The sequence below is a fragment of the Chitinophaga sp. genome, from assembly GCF_017745275.1.
Taxonomy (GTDB): domain Bacteria; phylum Bacteroidota; class Bacteroidia; order Chitinophagales; family Chitinophagaceae; genus Chitinophaga.
Window position 1 is genome coordinate 321,225 of sequence record NZ_JAGHZS010000006.1, and the last position, 20,171, is coordinate 341,395.

Genomic DNA, 20,171 nt, shown 5'->3' on the forward strand with positions numbered 1-20,171 from the left:
CGCAGTAATGCGGTGGTATCCATCTCCCTGAAACTGGTAAAATACTGGCGGGGGAAAAGTTGTTTCCCCGCCAGTATCCTATGTTTAAGCAGGTTTCACCGGACTACCTGTCCAGGTGGTACCAGGTTGTAATTTTTCTCCTTTCATGACAAGTGAGAGTGGTGCGATATTTACATCGTCGCCAATTTCACTGTCGTATAAAATGATGGATCTGGCGCCGATGCTGCTTCTCTTACCAATTTTGATGGCGCCTATTTTCATCACCCTGTCTTCGAATAAGTGTGTTTGCGGACCGCTGTCTTCATTTAGCACGCTGTCATTGCCTATTTCCACCATGTCAAATTCTGTGATATCAGCGGTGTTCAGTATTACACGCCGACCGGTTTTTACGCCAAGCAGGCGGAGTAATACCGGCAGCCACGGTGTGCCTTTCAGGTATTCCAGCAGGAATGGAATAGAGAGTGCTTCGTAGGTAGACGTGATGGCTTCGCTGCGCCATACTTTGGAGGTCCACATAGGGCTTTGCAGTGGTTTATACACACCTATCAATATCCATTTCAGTACTACCGTAAACAGGAAAGCCGGTAACCCCAGGAAGAAGAGGTAATAGAATGGAAACTGCAACAGGATCATCCACCAGGGTTTGTCGGTTAGCAGGTCATGTGCGTATGCAATGAACAGGATACTGCAACAAATCACCACTGTTTCAGGGATGAGTATACGGATAAATTCTACCAAAGCCCTGGCCAGGCGGCGTTGCGGAGAAGGCGTGGTAGTCAGCTCCGGAGGAAAGAAATGACTTTCCTGGCGGCGTGGGAGGGCAATAGCAGGAGAGCCAAACCAGTCGCGCGCCGTGCTTCCCGCCAGTTGCTCTTTCGACGGCGGTGTGGATAATACACCGATGAGCATATTTTCCGGCAGTTCATATCCCTGTGGTATCAGGGCACTGTTGCCCACAAAGCTGGTGTTGTGGATAATTGTTTTTTCAAGAATCAATTGCTGACCACGTACATCGGATTCGCCCAGGGTTACAGCATCTGCAATGAAGGCGCCATCGCCTATTTCCAGTAGCGGATGGGTCACACTGCTGGCAGTGGATACCTCGGTATTCTTACCAATTTTAGCACCCAGTGCACGGAACAGGGAAGAAATATAAACGGTGGCGAAAATGGGATGTATGACAATCAGCGACAGTGACATCAGCTGATCAGCAAACCATTTACGCGCGTAGAAAATGCTGTAAATCGGATAGGTACCGGGTTTGATACCCCATTGTAACAGGCGTGTAAGTACTACTGTTTGTGCAGTAAATAAAATGATATAACTCAGTGCCAGCGCGGGAGTGATCACCATGTAGTTAAAGTTATAATCCGGCGCCGCATTATCCATTTGGTTCAGGGTAATGATGGTGGGCAGCAACGGCAACAACACGGTAAATGGAAATACCAGCAGGAATAAGGAAAAGATGATGCTGTATTTTACGCGGGTGGCTTTGGATACTTCCAAAGGTTGTGGCAGTTCGCTGATACTTTTAGTGACTTTCAGTTCTGCGGGGCTGCCTTGCCATACCTCGCCGGTTTTCGCGTGGCTGTTAGGCGGAAGAAAGCTAAGGTCCTGTAATTCGCTCCAGGCGTCCATGATGGTATTGCCGCCAATGATGGCACTGCTGCCGATGTACGCGTGGTCACCCAGGTGAACGGTGCGTAATTTCAGGAGGCCATCTTCAATGAAAGCGTTGTTGATAACGGCCTGGGAGCTGATACTTACATCGCTGCCGATGGTGACCAGGTCTTCCGCGCCAATGGTCACTGCGCCCAATTGTGCATCCGGCGCTATTTTCACGCCAAGCATCCGGAGATAGGTGGGATACAGGGGAGTACCGTTAAGAAATTGGGAAGGCATGAGTCGTTGGATGGTTTTCACCAGCCACCAGCGGAAATAGTAGGTACCCCATACCGGGTAGTCGCCTTCTTTCATTTTGCCGATCACCAGCCATTTGGTGAGGATGATGAGTGCAGAGAAAGCAGGCGGTAGTAAACAGAACATCACCAACGCTGTGAGGATAGCGTATCCCAGGTGGCTGGTGGCTTGTTCAACATAGTAATAACCGAGATAAGGCAGGTAAATCTGCATGGCAAATAAACCATAAATTACCAGGATGGCAATGGTTTGTGCGCTCCAGCAGGTAAGATGTCGCCACCACGGCACTTTATTAAACACCCGTTTTTCCTGTTGGCCTGCCTGTGGTTGGGCGGCCCAGGTATCTGCCAGTTTTTGCAGCGGGCGGTGTATGTAAATATCTTTGAGAGATGCCTGTGGCACATTGGCCTCCCGCCTCAAACGTGATACCATGGCTGCTGCCAGCAGGGAGTGGCCTCCGAGGTCTGTAAAGAAATCCTGTTGCAGATCAATCTGCCGGTCAGGAAATACTTTAGAGAGAATGATGAGCAGCTTTTCCTGTAAAGGCGCATCCGGATCAATGGCTTCGTGGGTGGCTACCTGCGTAAAGGCAACGGGTACCGGCAGTGCTTTACGGTTTATTTTACCACTGGGCAGGCGGGGCATATCGTCCAATACCTGGATGATACCGGGCACCATATAAGGTGGCAATACTTTGGCGAGATGACTTCTCAGTATAGACTCATCAAAAGGTTGATCATCTTCCTTTACAATATATCCTACCAGTTGATCCTGGTCGTTGCTATCTTTTTTTACGGCTACTGCAGCGGCAGCTACGCCGGCGATGCTATGGAGCTGGTTTTCTATTTCACCCAGTTCAATGCGGTAGCCACGTAGTTTGATCTGGTCGTCGAGGCGGCCCTGGAAATCGATGCTGCCATCGGGTAAGATGATGGCGGCGTCGCCGGTACGGTATAAGCGGCTGCCGGGCAGTTCGGCCATCGTCGCTGGTTTATCCACAAATTTTTCGCGGGTAAGGTCGGGGCGGTCGATATAACCTGCACCCACACCGGGGCCGGAGATCACGAGTTCACCGCGTTCACCAACGGGTAAGATGTCCAGTTTTTCATCTACTACGGCCATGTTGTAATTGGGTAATGGCTGACCGATGGTGATATAATCGCCGGGTTTTAATGCAGCAAAGGTGGCGCTTACGGTAGTTTCCGTAGGGCCGTAACTGTTATAGAACAGGCGGGGAGGTGCGGCCCAGCGGGCCAGTACCTGTGGTGTACAGGCTTCTCCCCCGGCATTGATTAAGCGGAGGGTAGGGATGTTATCGTCCATGATAGCCAGCAGGCTGGGTACGGCATGGAGGACCGTAATTTTTTCGCGGCGCAGTACATCACCCAGCTCATCAATGGCTTTGGCGGTGGTGGCATCGGCTACCCAGAGGGTAGCGCCGTTGAAGTAACTGAGCCAGGTTTCTTCGCACCACATATCGAAGGATACGGAGAAGCCCTGGTATACTTTATCGGTAGATTGAATGTTTAAAACCGTTTGTTCTGCACGGATCAGGTGACAGATTTGCCGGTGGCTGATGGGAATACCTTTGGGTTTGCCGGTACTACCGGATGTATACAGTACATAAGCGAAGTTGTCCGGCCCGGGACCTGCGCTGAGCTGGAAGGTGGTAGTGCTGTCGGGAACCGGGGGTACCGTTAATACAGCGGCTTCCAGTTGCAGCGGTGTTTCGCTGAAACAGGCGGCGGCTTTTACTTCCGTGAGTACTACTTCCACGCGTTCGGCGGGCATTTCCCGGTCCAGCGGTACATAGGCGGCACCTGCCTTGATAATGCCCAGTATGGCTGCATGCAGCTCCAGGCCACGAGGCCACCAGATACCCACTACGCTGCCAGGACCAATTCCCCTGGACTGTAAATCCGCAGCGATTGCATCACTCCAGTGATCCAGTTGTTGATAGGTAAGTGTTTGTTGCTGGAATATCAACGCCGTATGGTGGGCGTGTGCCTTCACCGTTTGTGAAAAAATATCTGCCAGGGTTTCTTCGTGGAGCAAATCTGGCTGTTGGGGCCCCTTAACTATACTGTAAACATTCATAAGTTCGCGTTCCCGTAGGTTCATTGGTGTTTCGTAGCCACAAAGTTACTTTTAAGAATCGGTGTGGCGCCTTAATATACCCTTAAAAAATAGGCTGTCTGGGAAAAATCGCCTATAATCTGAGAAGGTAATATTCATCTTTTCCCGTATGGTAAATGCTACATTACCGGCTGGGCTAATAAACTTTTTCCTTGCTGTCGTAGGTGCATTACTGTTATATAAAACAATCCAATACAGGTTCTTGTTCGTCAGATTTGTTCACTTATTTTATCCAGTACATTTTCCCAGTAAGCTTTCATGCGTTCCCGGTCAGCTTCATTTTGCAGGTGTTCCTGGTGGAAGCTAACCGTGGTTTTTTCTTTTACCGGGATCACCCTTATTTGTAATATAGACGCAGTGGGTTCGTTTTCCCTCTGCCATTTCATGCGAATTACTTTGGTGGTGGTAACAGCGGTAACGGTGATATGGATGCCGTTGGAAGTGGTATAGCTATCGCCTTTCTGAAAAGCAATATTTGCGTTATTATCCAGCCAAACGCCGAGGATAGGAGGGGTGAATAACAGCTCCCATGCCTGGTGGATGCTGATAGGAAAAGTGCGACGGATGCCCATTTCCCAGCCCTGGGAACTGGTAAGTCCTACGGGTGTTTTTTGAGAGGCCATGTTTTTTTAAGTTAAGGTACAGAAAAAGGGAGATATTGGCATATGTAATCTATTGATAATAAGTATTCTTATTACTAATGTGCCGTACTCTTTGAAAAGCTGGATATTTATACGTGAAAATGTAAAATATTTTTTTATTTTTAAGTAAGCTTAGAGAAAGAGTGAAACATTTAACAGGAAATCTGACAAACATCTAATTTAAATCTAACTGGAATACGAAGAACAACTGTATCCAGCGCGTTATCGGGGCAATTCATTATAAGCAGAGCACAAGTATTTTAATTTAAAAGAAGTAAACCAAAATCTGACTGCACATGAGTAAATTATTACGCATGCCCAATTGGTATTCATTACTTATCATCTTATTTGTGGCCTTATACCTCGGGTAAAAGAAATTATTCTCGTCTAACCGGGCATGCGCTTTTCAGTGCGGGTCCTTATTTTCATAAGCAAAAACGGGGCTGTCCTTCACAAGCGGGCAGCCCTTCTTTATGAGCTGAAAGCAGAAGGCAGAAAGCAAAAAGCTATTGAGGCGAATGATTACAGCGTAAAGATATCCGCTGCGGTCATTCGCCTCAATAGCTTTTTGCTTTTTGCTTTCCGCTTTATGCCTTCTGCTCCTGGGCTTGCGCTGCTTCCCACCCTATCATCGCATTTTTGCGGGTGCTGCCCCAATGGTACTGACCATATTCACCGGTAGCTTTGATGACGCGGTGACAGGGAATCAGGAAGGCCACGGGATTTTGGCCTACGGCTGTTCCCACGGCGCGGGAGGCACCAGGGTGTTGGATGTCGGCCGCCAGGCGGGAATAAGTAGTGAGATTACCCATCGGTATTTTCAGCAGGGCTTCCCATACTTTCAACTGGAAGTCGGTTCCTTTTAAGTGCAGTTTTATTTCAGACAGCCGGCTCCAGTCCTGTGTAAAAATATACAGGGTATTTTGCTGGATGAGGTCTACCATCTGCGTGAACTGTGCATGCGGGAATTGTTCTTTCAGCGCCTGCAGGGCTGCTTCGGGGTTGTCGGCAAAAGCCATATGGCAAATACCTTTTGGCGTAGAGGCCACCAGGATATTGCCAAAAGGACTTTCTGCAAAGCTATAGTTGATTTGCAGGGCTTTGCCGCCATTGCGGTATTCGCCGGGTGTCATGCTTTCGATATTAATAAAAAGATCGTGTAATCGCCCGGTACCAGAGAGGCCCGCTTCAAAAGCCGCATCAAATACAGTCACTTTTTCTTCCCTTAATATATTCTTTGCATAATCCAGTGTGAGGTATTGCAGGAACTTCTTAGGAGTAACGCCTGCCCATTCGGAAAATACCCGCTGAAAATGAAACGGGCTCATATGCACGGCTGCTGCCACTTCCTGTAAATTAGGCTGTGTTTTAAAATTGTTTTTGATGTAGTCTATTGCCGTTGCAATTTTATCATAATTGTTCATGGCTGTTAATTTTAAAACAAAGGTAGCTGCAGTAGTATCTCTAAAAAACCCGGTTATTGCTATCTGTGTTTTGCCTGCTGTTCCTGGATTTTTATGCGGGAAGCAGGAATTTAGTTAAATTCGAAATTACGATAATTTCAGCCGATGCTTATGTGTGTACCCAACTGAGCGAATCGCGATGAAATAAAATATCCACATATGAATATGCCAAAATTTGCCACCGCCGCATTGATTTGTTTAGCCGCTTATCTGCCATTACCAGGCTTTGCACAGCAAGCCGATCCACCTGTTTTTTTATTGAAATCAACTGTATTGCAGCAACGTAAAGCGGCTGTTGCGCAACATGATCCGCAGGCCGAAAAAGCACTGGCGGACTTGTTGCAGCAGGCTGGCCGAGCATTGCAGCATGGTCCCTATGCCGTGACACTTAAAAGTAAGGTGCCTCCCAGCGGTGATAAACATGACTACATGAGCGTGGGCCCTTACTGGTGGCCAGACACCACCAAGGCGAACGGGCTGCCGTATATCCGTCGCGATGGGGAAACCAACCCGGAACGCTACGCCGTGAAAGACGACAGCTATTTTAACGCACTATGCGGAGATGTGAAAATACTGGGCCTGGCCTGGTTTTATACTGGTGATGAAAAATATGCTGCCTACGCTGCAAAGCTGCTGCACACCTGGTTCCTGGACCCTAACACCCACATGAATCCTAACCTGAACTATGGACAAGCCATTCCCGGTATCACCGAGGGCAGAGGTATTGGTTTAATAGACACCCATGCAGTGGTAGCCCTGATAGATGGTATGCAGCTGTTGAAAAATTCTCCTGCTTTTCCTGCCGCTGATTTCGCCGGGATACAGGATTGGTTCCGCCGCTTTCTTACCTGGATGCGTACCAGTAAAATAGGGCAGGAAGAACTGGTGGCTAAAAATAACCATGGTACCTGGTATGATGTACAGGCTGTGGCCATTGCCTTGTTTACTGAACAGCCACAACTGGCGAAACAACTATTGCAGGAGCAAACCATGCCACGCATAGACCGTCAGCTGGAAGCTGATGGCCGGCAGCCACTGGAACTGGAACGCACCCTGTCCTGGAATTATTCTTACTTTAACCTCGCCGCTTTTTTTGAACTGGCTACTATGGCAGAACAGGTACAGGTGGACTTGTGGCATTATCAAAGTCCCGGTGGAAAAAGCCTGCGCAAAGCATTTACCTGGATGTTGCCCTTTGCCGCTAACAAGGCCACCTGGCAGTACCAGCAAATTAAACCCATGAACACCGATGCTTATATAACCCTGGCGATGATTGCGGCGGATAAATATCATGACCTGGATTTATCCGCTTTATGGCAGGTACATCCCCAACAGCCGGATTATATTTACCTGCTCACCGGCTGGGGCAGCTGATAGTTTGCGTACAGGGATTCCATTCTTTATTGCCGGAATCCCTGTCATCATTCACCCTTTCTTTTTTTTTCGTGTCATCAGGATGTATCAATGAATCATCATGACAGCGAAACTGAAGTTACTGTTACTACTATTGGCAGCCAGCATGCCGGTATTTGCCGGACAGCAGAACCCGGATAGCGTGCAGGCAGCACGGAAAAGTATTATCAGGCTGGTGGTAGCCAGACTGGAAAGAGATCACTATTCCCCCAAGGAATTGGATGATGCCTACTCAAAGGCAGTATGGAAGCGGTTTATTACGGCCATAGACGATTATCGTTCATTATTCTTACAAAAAGATATTACCCGGTTACAAGCCTACGAAACCACGCTGGATGACGAGTTGCGCCAGGGAGATGTACAGTTTTTCAATGTGGCTTTTCCCCTGTATCAGCAACGGGTAAGGGATATGATCCGCATCACCGACAGCATTTTACAACAACCGGTATCTTTTAAATCCAATGAGCAGGTACTGTTAAACCGCCATGAAGCAGCCTTTCCGGTGAATGAGAAGGACCGGGCCAGCATTTGGGCAAAGCGGCTTACGTATGAAGTATTTAGAAAAATACAGGAGTCTGCGGCCACCGATAGCATTGGGAAATTACCCCTGGCACACCAGGAGCAATTGGCCAGGGCTAAAGTACAGCGCTGGTTTCAACGTTCCTTCAGTAATCTGCTGGTAGCTGCTGCGGAAGATGATAAGTTTGCCTTGTATGTAAATGCCGTAGTATTTGAAATGGATCCGCATACGGCCTATAATCCACCGGCAGATGCGCGGATGCTGCAGGAACAGATGGCCCATCGATATTATGGATTGGGAATGGAATTGGGTATAAAGAATGATGAAGTATTTATTAAGCGTTTAATCAGCGGGGGGGCTGCATTACGCAGTGGACTGGTACAGGAAAATGATAACCTGGTACAGGTAAGTAGTCATCGTGGCGAAATGGTAGAAGTAGCAGGGATGCCGTTGAATGATATCTCCCGCCTGATCCGCGGTGATAAAGGCACTATGGTAAAACTGGTACTCCGTAAAAGCAATGGCCATGAAGCTATGGTAACCATAGAAAGAGGAATTGTGAATGAAGATGAAACCGGCGCCAGAAGTGCCGTGATTCATCAACAACAACAAAAGATCGGGTACATTTATTTGCCTGCTTTTTATGCTGATTTTGAAAGAAAGGATGGAGTGCATTGCGCGGAAGATATTGCCAGGGAAGTGAGGCTGTTACAAAAAGAGCAGGTAAGTGCGATGGTGATGGACCTGCGTAATAATCCCGGTGGTTCCCTGGATGAAGTGGTAAAAATGCTGGGACTCTTTCTGCCGCCGGGTCCCAAGGTACAATTGAGAACGCGGGATGCCGTATCTGTATATAATACGGACTCCACACAACCATGGCTGTATAAAGGACCACTCACTGTATTGATTAATGAGAACAGTGCTTCTGCTGCGGAAATTTTTGCAGCTGCTATCCAGGATTATCATCGTGGTATTGTGATTGGCAGTGCTTCTTCCTATGGAAAAGGTACGGCGCAGGCCACGTTGCCCATGGGTAAAGCCGGTGATCCGGATAAAGGAATTCCTACGCAACTGTTCGGTAGCATCGCATTAACACAGCATAAATTTTATCGTGTTAGCGGGTCTTCCACCCAACTGAAAGGCGTTATTCCGGATATCCTGTTGCCGGGAGTAACGGCTTATCGCAAAGTGCAGGAAAGAGATAATGCTACTGCTTTAGCGTGGGATACTATTCCGCGTACTTTGTATGCAGACATGCACCGGTCGGAGAAAGAGCAGCAATTGATTATGGATGGAAATAACTTATGGAAGAACGACAAAGTATTCACCGGTATATTAGAAAATACCAACTGGATGAAGCAGCACCAGGATGACCCGGTGCCTTTGTCGTTCGATAAATTTAAGTTGCATCAGCAGCAGGTGCAGGCCCACCTGGATACGTTGGGTGAAATATGGAAATTGCCGGCAGGGAAACAACTGACACTAACGGGTACTACTATACTAACAGATAAGATTTTACAGGAGCGTTACGAAAAATGGATGGCATCAACCGGTGAAGATGCTTACCTGTTAAAGACCGTAGAAATTATGCAGCAGATGGACGGCCTCCAATAAAAAATGTTTTAGCATGAATGCGGGCTTTTCTGTTCCTTTTTATATTTTGTGGATATAACGTATCAGATCAACCAGTTTTCATGAATAAAAATCTTCGGGGTTATGGAGGAATATGATAATGATGAGTTGTCGCCCTCCATTGATTCAGCGACCTTTGCCACATTATTCCGCCAGCATTATTCTCATTTATGTACCGTTTCTTTTCGGGTAGTTGGTGATAAAGATATCGCCAAAGATATTGTACAGGATTTCTTTCTTCACTGTTGGAATAAGCGAACCGCATTACCTGTTGTCAGGAATTTCGGCAGTTATGCTTTTCGTTCGGTGCGGAATGCTTCTTTAAATTATCTGCGGCAGTCGGGGTCCGTTTCTTTTGAGTTAACAGATGCAGTGGATGTGGCGGTGCCGCAGGAGGAGGAAGCGCCTCCGCGCGAGGAGCTGCACCGGCGGCTTTGGGAAATTATTGACCAGTTGCCGGAGCAGCGCCGCATTATTTTTTTACTCAGCAACCGGGATGGACTGAAGTATACAGAGATTGCCAGTAAGCTCAATATCTCTGTTAATACTGTTAAAACCCATATCCGGCTGGCATACCAGGTGCTCCGTAAGGAATGTATCTGGTTGATCCGCTGGTTGTTGTTATTTTTTTTGATGAATTAAACAGGGGCGTTCACCCTTTCTTATAAATGAGTGTCTATAACGTATATGGATATGCCGGAAAAAGATATTAACTGGGAAAAACTGCTGCAGCAGTTGGAGAAAGGTGCGGAAGAAGCGCCATTATCTGACGCAGAGGCAGAAGTAGCGAAGCTTTCCGGCGCTGTACATGCCTATTTGCAGGAAGCTGCGCAGGAAGAACAGGAATTCCCCATGGCAGAAGGTTGGGAACGGTTTCAGCGTTCCGTACCGGAAGCAGGTGAGTTACACCCACGGCCCGCATTGAAAAGTGTGCGCTACCTGCGTTGGGGAGTGGCAGCTGCTGTAGCGATTTTATTAACTGTTGCCGGTGTATATTTTTTACACTTACGCCGGGAAACACCTGCCGTAGCTATTGCTAACCTACCCCCCAGTTCAAAGGTACGGTTGTTATTATCCAATGGTAAAGAAGTAGCGCTGGGTAGCGGATCACAGCAGTTGAGAGAAGCGGGTGGTACAATCAATATCAACGATACCATGATTGTATATCAGCAGGGAATAGGGGCTATCAAGGCCGGGGAAGCAAATATACTGGATGTACCACGCGGTCATCAGGCAAAACTGGTGCTGGCAGACGGCACACAGGTATGGGTAAACGCTGACAGCCGGTTAGAATATCCTGCCGCCTTTAATGGCAGTACCCGCGAGGTGAAGATCACCGGGGAAGCCTATTTTGAAGTAGCTGAAAAAGCCACGCAACCCTTTATTGTAAAAGCCGGCGATATGCAGGTAAAAGTATTGGGTACCGCGTTTAATGTGAATACTTACGACCAGCAGATTCATACTACCCTGGCTGCCGGAAAAGTGAGCACCAGCGTGCAAAACCAGGCACTGATATTATTGCCGGGAGAACAAGCCACTTATAGTGCAACTGTACCGGTGCTTAAAAAACAACGGGTAGACACCCGGGTATATACTGCCTGGAAAGATGGAGATATTTATTTTGAAGAAGCCACGCTGAAAGAGATTGTTCATAGCCTGGAGAGGGAATATGACTATACTATTCACTTTGATGACCCTGCCCTGGAGCGCCTGCATTTTACGCTGGATATACGTAAAACAGGCGCCTTACAGGATGTACTGGATAACATTGCCGGTACAACAGGTAAAGTGAAATTCAAAACAATGAACAGGGTAATTATTGTAAGTAAAAAATAAACGCATCATCATCATCTATCAACCATCGAAAAAGCGGACACTGATTCTCGTATAAGCGGATCCGTTTTATTTAAAATCGCTGTACAACAATGAACAGATTATTAAAGCTGACATCAGCCGGAAGGGCTGTGCATGGCGTAGCTATGCCTATTTTGCTGCTACTGTTGTGTCTCTCCCTGTCGCCACATTTATCTGCCCAGAACTTTCCTGCGCTCGATAAGAAATTTACCTACAAGGCGGTGAAAAAGCCGCTGCCTGCGGTGCTGAAAGATATTCGTATACTCGCCGCTGTTAGGTTTACTTACAACGTGGAAGAAGTAGAACAGCAGCCACCTGTTACTATAGATGTAAAGAATACGCCGTTAAGAGAGTTGTTGAAACAGTTATTAGAGAAAACTAACCTGGAGTATAGCACAGGTATGGCGGGCATTATTATTTTCCCAAAAGTACAGCCGGAAGGACAACCGGAACGTAAGGGGTTCTTTTTAAGCGGGCAGGTAACCGATAAGCAGGGCGTAGCTTTGAGCGGCGTTACCATACAGGGAATAGCCTCTAAAGTAGGTACCAACACCACAGAAGACGGGATGTTTTTCCTGGTAGTGGAAGAAGCGGATAAGATCCGTGTTTCCCGGTTGGGCATGAAACCTATGATAGTGGCAGTAAAGAAGGGCGAGTTTGCGAAAATCGCTATGGACTCCGTGATCCAGGAAATCCGGGAAGTTGTGGTGAATGGTTACCAGGTGATTGATAAAAGAATGTCTACCGCCGCTGCCTTTAAGCTGGATGCTGCTGATATCATACAACCGGGACAATCAAGTGTAGATAAGATGTTACAGGGAAAGGTGCCCGGACTGATGATTGTAAATAACTCCGGTAGTCCTAATGCCGTACCTAAAATGAGGATCCGTGGTACTTCTACTTTTATTGGTAATGCGGCGCCGGTGTGGGTTATTGATGGTGTGATCAAAGAAGACCCGGTAGATCTCACGCCTGCTCAATTGAATGAAGCGATGGGTGGTGCACAGGGTGCAAATTTTTCTATCATCGGGAATGCCGTATCCGGCCTTAACCCGTATGATATTGAAAGCATGACTTTCCTGAAAGATGCGGCTGCTACTGCTATCTACGGTATTCGTGCAGCCAATGGCGTTATAGTGATTACAACGAAGAAAGGAAAAAGCGGCCCTGCTCAGTTGTCGTATAATGGTACCTTAACTTTTCAGGCCAGACCTTCTTATGCACAGTATCAACTGATGAATTCCCGGCAGCGTGTGGATCTATCACGGGAACTGATGGCAGATGGCCTTAATAATTACAACGTCCGTAACGTAGGCTATGAAAGCCTGGTGCAGCAGTTTCTGAAAAAACAAATCACCCTGGATGAACTCAATGCCCGTACCGCAGCGATGGAAACCATGAATACGGACTGGTTTGCCCGTTTGTTTCGCCCGGCAGTGAGCAACAACCATTCCCTGAGCCTCACAGGAGGTAACGATAAAACAAATTATTATACCTCTTTTAACTATGCCAACAATGGTGGCGCTGCCAAAGAAGATGGCAATAAGCAGTATAGCGTTTTGTTAAACCTGCACTCCGCCATCACAAAAAGACTCAGCATAGACATCGGCGCCAACGCCAGCTATCTTAGGTCCTCAGGCTATTACAACGTGAATCCGTTTGATTATGCGGTAACGGCTGCGCGCACCATTGATCCGGAACTGTTAATTGACAAAGGTATTTCGGGGTCTTTGCATATGCCGCTTACCTACAACATACAAAATGAAATTAATCAAACTACCAACACCGCCACCACAACCAATACCATGTTAACTGCCGCCCTGCATTACCAGGTGGCTAATGGCTGGAGGTGGACGACCCTACTCAGCGGACAGTTAGGGAGCACAGAAGGCATGCAGGCCGCCTACGATCGTAGCTACCTGGTATCTGAGGCGCGGGGCTATGATTTTGGTGCAGCAGTGAGTGACAGTATCAGAAAGTTATCCGTGTTCCCTTATGGAGGCCTGGCCAATATTAATCATGAAAACCTGGTGGTATTGAATATGCGTAACCAGTTGGAATATAGCTGTAGCCTGTTTGGTGCACGGGATCGTGTATACGTGATGGTGGGAAATGAAATTAAGTCCCTGCAACGTAAAGGGTTTTCTTCTGTAGAGTTGGGATATTTCCCCGACAGAGGCCAGACCTTCTTTTCAGGCGAGTACAATGTAGGTGGCGGCGCAGTGAAAGGCGGTACCTATTATCATACACCGATCATTGTGAATACGCTGAATAATAACATGGGATACTATGCTTCCGCTACTTATTCTTTAATGGGCAAGTATGTGTTGAGTGTAACCGGCCGGGCAGATGGTTCCAACAGGTTTGGGCAATATTCCAATCAACGGTTTTTACCAAACATGGTGTTTTCCGGTAGCTGGGATGCAGGTAGTGAGCCATGGTTGACTGGCAGTCGTATTATCAGCGGACTACGTTTCCATGCTTCCTATGGCACACAAGGGAATGTGGTGGACCAGGTAGGACCACAGCTCATTGCTACTTATCCTTCTTCCCCAATAGACGAAGGCAGTGGAGAATACATTCTGCATACCAAAAGCCTCGCTTATCCCGCACTGCGATGGGAGAAGACGTACCAGTCGAATGCCGGGGTGGAATTGTCGCTGTTTAACGGCCGGGTGAATTTTAACGGGGAAGCCTATATGAAAAAAAGTGTGGACTTACTCGCTACAAAAGAACTGCCTTTTGAATATGGTGTGAACAGCATGTTGGTGAACGCCGGGAATATGACGAATAGCGGGCTTGACTTGTTTTTGCAGGTAGTACCCCTGCGTACCAGTAAAACAGAAATCTCTTTTGATCTTACCTGGTCAAAGAATTATAACAATATCGTTAGCAGTCAATACAGTAATCTGTATACCAACTACCTGGCAGGAACTGCCCTTATTCCGGGTCGTCCTATTAATAGTTTGTGGTCATATCATTACACAGGGCTTGACCACAATACCGGCGTGCCAAAGTTCAATAATACGGGTGTGTATAAAGATGCTACGGCAGATCCGGCCAGCTTCCTGGTATACTCCGGTAGAAAGGACCCGTTGGTGACCATGGGGTTCAATCCCCGTGTGCGTTACGGCGCCTTCACACTTAACATGAATATGTACCTGAGCTACGGCAACTATAAGCGCCTGAATGCTATTTATAACAATGCCTTTATTTCCGGTGGTGCACCATTGCCGGAAAAGAATATGCCGGTTATACTATACCAGAGATGGCGTAAACCCGGTGATGAAGCCTTTACAAATGTTCCCGCTTTTGGTGGCGACAGACCCGTGTTGATCCCCGTTTCGCAATCAGGCGTGAGCCCTTATACGATGTACGATTTGTCAGATATACGCGTAGTGAATGCCAGCTTTTTACGTTGCCGTATCATCAATGTGTTTTACCGGGTACCTCAATCGATATGCCGTAGTGTGTATGTGAAGGGCATCAACCTGGGTGGCGCTATTACCAATCCGTTTACCATTGCCGGCAAAGAGTTAATGGGACAGGATCCTGAAACATTGGGCACCGGTACCACTGCATTACCAGTTACGAAATCCTATTCTTTCACCCTTAATGTTATGTTCTAATGAGAGGGATACAAAAAACAGGAATCATTTTTTTCCTGGTAATGGTAACAGGATTGACTTCCTGCAGAAAATTCCTGGAAGAGAAGTCGCAGACAGATATGACGCCAAAGTCGACAGAAGATTACAGTGAATTATTATTTGGCGATGGTTATCCGTTAGGCAGCACCTTATTGCAGCCGCAGGTGCAGTTTATGGATGACGATGTAGCATGTTATAATAGCCCATTGCTGGCGAATAACCAGCAGGCAGTATTTGGCAATATGCCGGCCTTTACCTGGCAACCGGATTTTTTAGAAGCGGTAGGAAGAAATAATAGCCCGGATGTTGCTGCTTTTAATTCCTGGAGTGCTTACTATAAGCTCATCCTGGGCTGTAATGTGGCATTGCAGGCAGTGGATGGCAGTATTGGCAATGAGGTGGCGAAAAGGTACCTGAAAGGACAGGCCCTGGGGTTGAGAGCATACTATTATTTTATGTTGGTGAATTTATATGGAAGGCCTTACAATGATAGTACAACTACACCTGACAAAAGCCTGGGAGTACCGCTGCGTCTTGATGCCAACTTATATGAAACTTATCCGGCCAGGAATACTGTAGCGGAGGTATACCGGCGTATCAGCCAGGATATCGACAGCGCCTGTATCCTGTTGGATGCAGATAAAATTAATAAAACGCCTTACCGTTTTAACTATATCGCAGCGCACTTCCTGGCATCGAGGGTGGCGTTGTTTATGGAGCAATGGGATAAAGCAGCCGCCCAGGCCAGCATTGTAATGCAGTATCATCCGGCGTTGATGGATCTTCCTTCCATCCAGTTGGAAGAGGGGCAATTTATATTGAATACTGTTACTACAGAAAATATATGGTTGTTTGGCAGCACGGAAGAGCGCAAGTCGTTAGGGGTGAATGCAGCGTATGCTTTTTCTGCGTCTTTGGGTAAGACCTACCAGCCGGGAGATTTGAGGTCTTTTGCCTATTACATGGAGCTGCCGGATTTTCTGAAGCCTGTTTTTGGCATGGACTACGTACAACGGAAGTTTGATCCTAATGTGGAGAATATACGTGGCATGGCATGGCGCAGTGCAGAGATGTATCTCAACCGCGCGGAGGCCAATATCCAGTTGTATAAAACAACGGGTAAGGCCACTGCAGCACAACAGGCACTAACGGATTTGAACACACTGCGTCAGCACCGGTTTGCCCCCTGGGTTTATCAGCCGCTGCAGATGGCCACTGCGGAGGTGATGCTGCAATGGTGCAGGGACGAGCGTCGCAGGGAATTCTTTAATGAAGAAGGACATCGTTGGTTTGATTTGCGGCGGTATGGCATGCCTGCAATGACACATGTGTTTAAACCTTCTATGAGCACGGTTGCCGTGTATCAGTTGAAAGCCAAAGATCCGCAGTACGTGTTGGCAATACCGGGCGTGGTATTACAGCGTAATCCGTCTTTGGTTCAGAATCCACAAAGCACCGGCGTGAGATTGCCGGAGTAATTATCACCATTAATCACTTTCGTATGTCCAGATATATTCGTTTTTTTCGCACTAATGCTTTGTGGCTGTTAGTGTTGCTGACAGGTGTTGTGGCTTGTAAGCGGGAAGCCGTGCCTATGCCATCGGGTGAGAAATATGGCTACCGGCTACCCCAGGGAAATCAGCCGTTTGATGCGGATATCACCGCCTTTTACAAAAAATATCACTGCTATATTTTATATAAATATTCACCGGCAGATTTCAGATATGCGATTGGTACATCTATTAATGATACCTCCTGGCAGCCGGATCCTGCAAACGTTGCACCTGCACTGAGCTTCCTGATGAAGGAATGTTTACAACAATACCCGGATAGTTTTTTACAACAGGTACTGCCCTACCGTATCCTGTTGCCGGAACGGATTGATTCTTTCGTATCACGTAACGGAGATGGTACTTCGAATAACTATGTTGGCAGCAATGGATTTGCAGCTACCGATTATATGATGGCTTTTGGCTGGGCTAACAAACAGTTGCTGCAACAAACACCGGCGCGGTTAAAAGCGCTGCGCGGAGGACTGCACCGGTGCTTATGGAAGCGGGCCTTTAATGCACAGGAACTGGAGATGCCGGATAGTTTTGCATTATATCAGCCGGATTATCTCAACATGGATGAGGAAGCCTACCACGCCGCAGGCCTCGTAACCCGTATTCACAACGCATATATGTTTAATAATCCCTACTGCCTGGGCCAGGACTTTTTGGATTTTATCGGTGTTATTACCAGCACTTCTGCAGAAGAAATGGAAGGCACGCTGCTTTCACCACAGGTGGATGTCAGCGGTTTAATAAGAGTAAAGTACGATGTTATCCGGCGGTATTACCAACGCAAATACAACATTGATCTGCAAGCCATTGGTAACCGGCCCTGAACTGTTTTAAAAAAATATATTTTATGAGATACCGATTAATGTTGTTACTCACCTGTTTATACGCCCAACTCACGGTGGCGGCTACACGCGATGATGCTATGGTGAATGTCAGCGTGACCGTGCAGGGCCTGAATATGTTCAGCATCCGCTACCTGGATGAAGTGAACCCAATTGCTGCCATCAGCATGGCGGAAGGGATGAGCGCTACGAAAGTATGGACCGGCAAACTGAAGATGCCACTGGTACAAGTCATGAATATTAACAATGTACCTGTATTAGTACATCCTGGCGACCAGGTAATCGCGAAGCTGAGCCCACGTCCCTTTAATGAAGGATTGGTGCATTGCGAAAATGCGGTTATTACCGGTACACAGCCGGCGCGTTTGCAGTTGCTGTATAAACTGGATAGTATGTATCGTTTCCGGGATAGTGTGGTGTTGCATACCGACTTCGAATCATTCAGGGCAATGATGGATAAGAAAAACGAGCAGGCCATGCAACTGATTACCAATGCGCATTTAACGGGAAAGGAAGATTTTCCGGTTGCACAGTTGTACCTGAAAATGCTGAAGATGAAGGTGAAGAGCTATTATGCCAGTCGCTATAAAGCAGAGAATGTATATGCCGCTAAAATCCCCGTACAGTTTAAAGCCTGGCTGCAGCAGGAAGCAGAAGTAGATCATCCCTACCTGTCGCGCATTGCGGAGGAGTCAGTTGTGTCCGGATATGTTAGCAGCGCAGTGCCGGGAGATGGTGATGAACGCGTTGCTTATTTGCTGAGTCATTTGTCGGGCGACCGGTTGAAGCACCTGTTGGTTTGGAATGATGTGGTAGGTACCGTACGTTACCACGGCGCCAACGAGCATTTCATGGATGTCTATGAAATGGTACAGAAAGAAGTGCATCATCCTGCTATCAAAGCTTTATACGACTCTATATATCACGCTTATCAGCCGCTTAATTTGGGCCAGCAGGCGTTTGATTTTACACTATATGATTTGCAGGGCAAGCCGGTGCGCTTATCTCAATTCAAAGGAAAAATGGTGGTGCTGGATTTCTGGGCTACCTGGTGTGCTACCTGTATCGCGGAGCTGCCCAACTTTGAACGGTTTGCTGACTCGCTGCATACGGATACCGGTATTGTATTCCTTTCTATTGCCTGGGATGAAGACGTGGTATGGAAGAAATACCTGGACAAACATCCTCAAAGTGAAGCCATTACTTTAAGATTATCTCCCGATGAAAGTGATAAAAACATGCAGGAGTTTGTAAAACATTATCAGTTAACGGGTGTGCCGCGCTATATGATGATTGATGCCGAAGGTAAATTCCTGACAGCCTTTGCGCCACTGCCATCAGATCCGGTCTATAAGGCGTTGCTGGAGATGTGGATGAAAATGAGAAAATAAATTTTATATAATAATCATGTTTATGAAGAGAATAATAGCCCTGTTGGCCATGGGTGTGGCATTACAAACATCCGCACAGAATAAGATAGTCATATCAGGAACCTTACCTGATTTGCCGAATGATACCATGATGCGTTTGTGGACACCATTCCAGGAAGGATATGACTCGACTGTCATTAAAAATCACAGCTTTACTTTTACTAAAACACTTACCAGCGGTAATGGTGGTGTATTTATTATTGCGGTAGGAGATGTGAAAGATGAGAAAAAAGGGACGGTGCTTTTCCTCGAACCAGGAGAAGTGAAAATTACCGGTAAAGGGCCTTTTTTTCAGAATGCTACTTATAGTGGCTCGCAGTTTATCAAAGACTGGGTAGACATCTGCAGCAATATTCTTGATACCGCTGCTGCATTTTCTGAAAAGAGAAAGCTGAAAATGAGGCAGGAAGAAGCGGAGAACGTAGGAGACATGCTTACATCCAACGAACTGCAACCGCAGATCGCGGTGTTTGAAAAGCAGCAGTCAGAATTGGCCAAAGTGTGGATCAGCAAGCATCCTAAATCAACCGTATCTGCCTATCTCTTTGCCAATGTACTGAACAGAACGATGCCAAAAGATGAGTGGCTGGAGTACCTGGGTAAGCAGCCGCTGAATGTACAGCGCGCCGCATCTGTTAACTTCGTGAAAAAATCGATGGGTGTAGGTATGGAAATCGGTACTATTGCACCCGGATTTACTTTGCCGGATGTAAATGGTAAACAGGTGTCGCTGTCTGACTACAAAGGAAAATATGTGCTGATTGATTTCTGGGCCAGCTGGTGCGCTCCCTGTCGGGCACAAAATCCTTATCTGAAGGCAGCCTATGAGAAGTTCAAAGATAAAAACTTCACCATTCTCAGCGTATCTGCAGATGAAAAGAAAGATAAATGGCTGCAGGCAATGGAAGAAGATAAACAACCCTGGACGCAGGTGTGTGATCTGAAAGCCTCTATGAGTCCCGTGGCACTGGATTACCACGTGATAGCTATCCCGGTGAATTACCTGGTAGGACCTGATGGAAAGATTGTGGGTATGGGTTATATGAATGAACGATTAGAACAGAAGCTGGCAGAATTGCTGAAATAGTATTGTCTGTATTTATCCTGG

Annotated in this window: 12 protein-coding genes; 9 read left to right on the forward strand and 3 right to left on the reverse strand. The window is 47.1% G+C overall.

Going from position 1 to position 20,171, the window contains the following annotated elements:
- Positions 1 to 84: 84 nt before the first annotated feature.
- From J7623_RS18420 to J7623_RS18430, 3 genes are all read right to left on the reverse strand, one after another.
- Entirely contained in the window at positions 85 to 3,975 is a 3,891-nt protein-coding gene (locus tag J7623_RS18420) for a Pls/PosA family non-ribosomal peptide synthetase (RefSeq protein ID WP_291923043.1), read from the reverse strand.
- A 290-nt stretch (positions 3,976 to 4,265) separates the two neighbouring features.
- Positions 4,266 to 4,679, reverse strand: coding sequence for an SRPBCC domain-containing protein (locus tag J7623_RS18425; RefSeq protein WP_291923045.1), 414 nt, complete (start codon positions 4,677 to 4,679; stop codon positions 4,266 to 4,268).
- Positions 4,680 to 5,284: 605 nt separating this feature from the next.
- Complete coding sequence (locus tag J7623_RS18430; protein ID WP_291923047.1) at positions 5,285 to 6,121, reverse strand: methylated-DNA--[protein]-cysteine S-methyltransferase; 837 nt, start codon at positions 6,119 to 6,121, stop codon at positions 5,285 to 5,287.
- A gap of 198 nt (positions 6,122 to 6,319) precedes the next feature.
- Between J7623_RS18430 and J7623_RS18435 the strand changes: the two genes are divergently transcribed.
- From J7623_RS18435 to J7623_RS18475, 9 genes are all read left to right on the forward strand, one after another.
- Positions 6,320 to 7,534 (forward strand): alginate lyase family protein, encoded by a 1,215-nt coding sequence (locus J7623_RS18435; RefSeq protein WP_291923049.1) that lies wholly within the window; start codon positions 6,320 to 6,322, stop codon positions 7,532 to 7,534.
- A 100-nt stretch (positions 7,535 to 7,634) separates the two neighbouring features.
- Complete coding sequence (locus J7623_RS18440) at positions 7,635 to 9,707, forward strand: carboxy terminal-processing peptidase (RefSeq protein ID WP_291923051.1); 2,073 nt, start codon at positions 7,635 to 7,637, stop codon at positions 9,705 to 9,707.
- A gap of 102 nt (positions 9,708 to 9,809) precedes the next feature.
- A complete protein-coding gene (locus J7623_RS18445) occupies positions 9,810 to 10,367 on the forward strand; it encodes an RNA polymerase sigma-70 factor (protein ID WP_291923053.1) in 558 nt (185 codons plus the stop codon).
- 45 nt (positions 10,368 to 10,412) lie between these two features.
- On the forward strand, positions 10,413 to 11,561 hold the full coding sequence (locus J7623_RS18450; RefSeq protein ID WP_291923055.1) for a FecR domain-containing protein: 1,149 nt from the start codon (positions 10,413 to 10,415) through the stop codon (positions 11,559 to 11,561).
- A gap of 89 nt (positions 11,562 to 11,650) precedes the next feature.
- Positions 11,651 to 15,208 carry a SusC/RagA family TonB-linked outer membrane protein gene (locus J7623_RS18455; protein WP_291923057.1) on the forward strand — a complete coding sequence of 1,186 codons (3,558 nt, stop codon included), beginning with the start codon at positions 11,651 to 11,653 and terminating at the stop codon, positions 15,206 to 15,208.
- Positions 15,208 to 16,704 carry a RagB/SusD family nutrient uptake outer membrane protein gene (locus tag J7623_RS18460; protein WP_291923059.1) on the forward strand — a complete coding sequence of 499 codons (1,497 nt, stop codon included), beginning with the start codon at positions 15,208 to 15,210 and terminating at the stop codon, positions 16,702 to 16,704. The genes J7623_RS18455 and J7623_RS18460 overlap by 1 nt, the downstream gene beginning before the upstream one ends.
- A 23-nt stretch (positions 16,705 to 16,727) precedes the next feature.
- Positions 16,728 to 17,615, forward strand: a complete 888-nt coding sequence (locus tag J7623_RS18465; RefSeq protein WP_291923062.1) for a hypothetical protein — start codon at positions 16,728 to 16,730, stop codon at positions 17,613 to 17,615.
- 23 nt (positions 17,616 to 17,638) lie between these two features.
- Entirely contained in the window at positions 17,639 to 19,024 is a 1,386-nt protein-coding gene (locus J7623_RS18470) for a TlpA disulfide reductase family protein (protein ID WP_291923063.1), read from the forward strand.
- Positions 19,025 to 19,046: 22 nt separating this feature from the next.
- Positions 19,047 to 20,150: a TlpA disulfide reductase family protein gene (locus J7623_RS18475; RefSeq protein WP_291923065.1), complete on the forward strand. Its 1,104-nt coding sequence runs from the start codon at positions 19,047 to 19,049 to the stop codon at positions 20,148 to 20,150.
- Positions 20,151 to 20,171 lie beyond the last annotated feature (21 nt).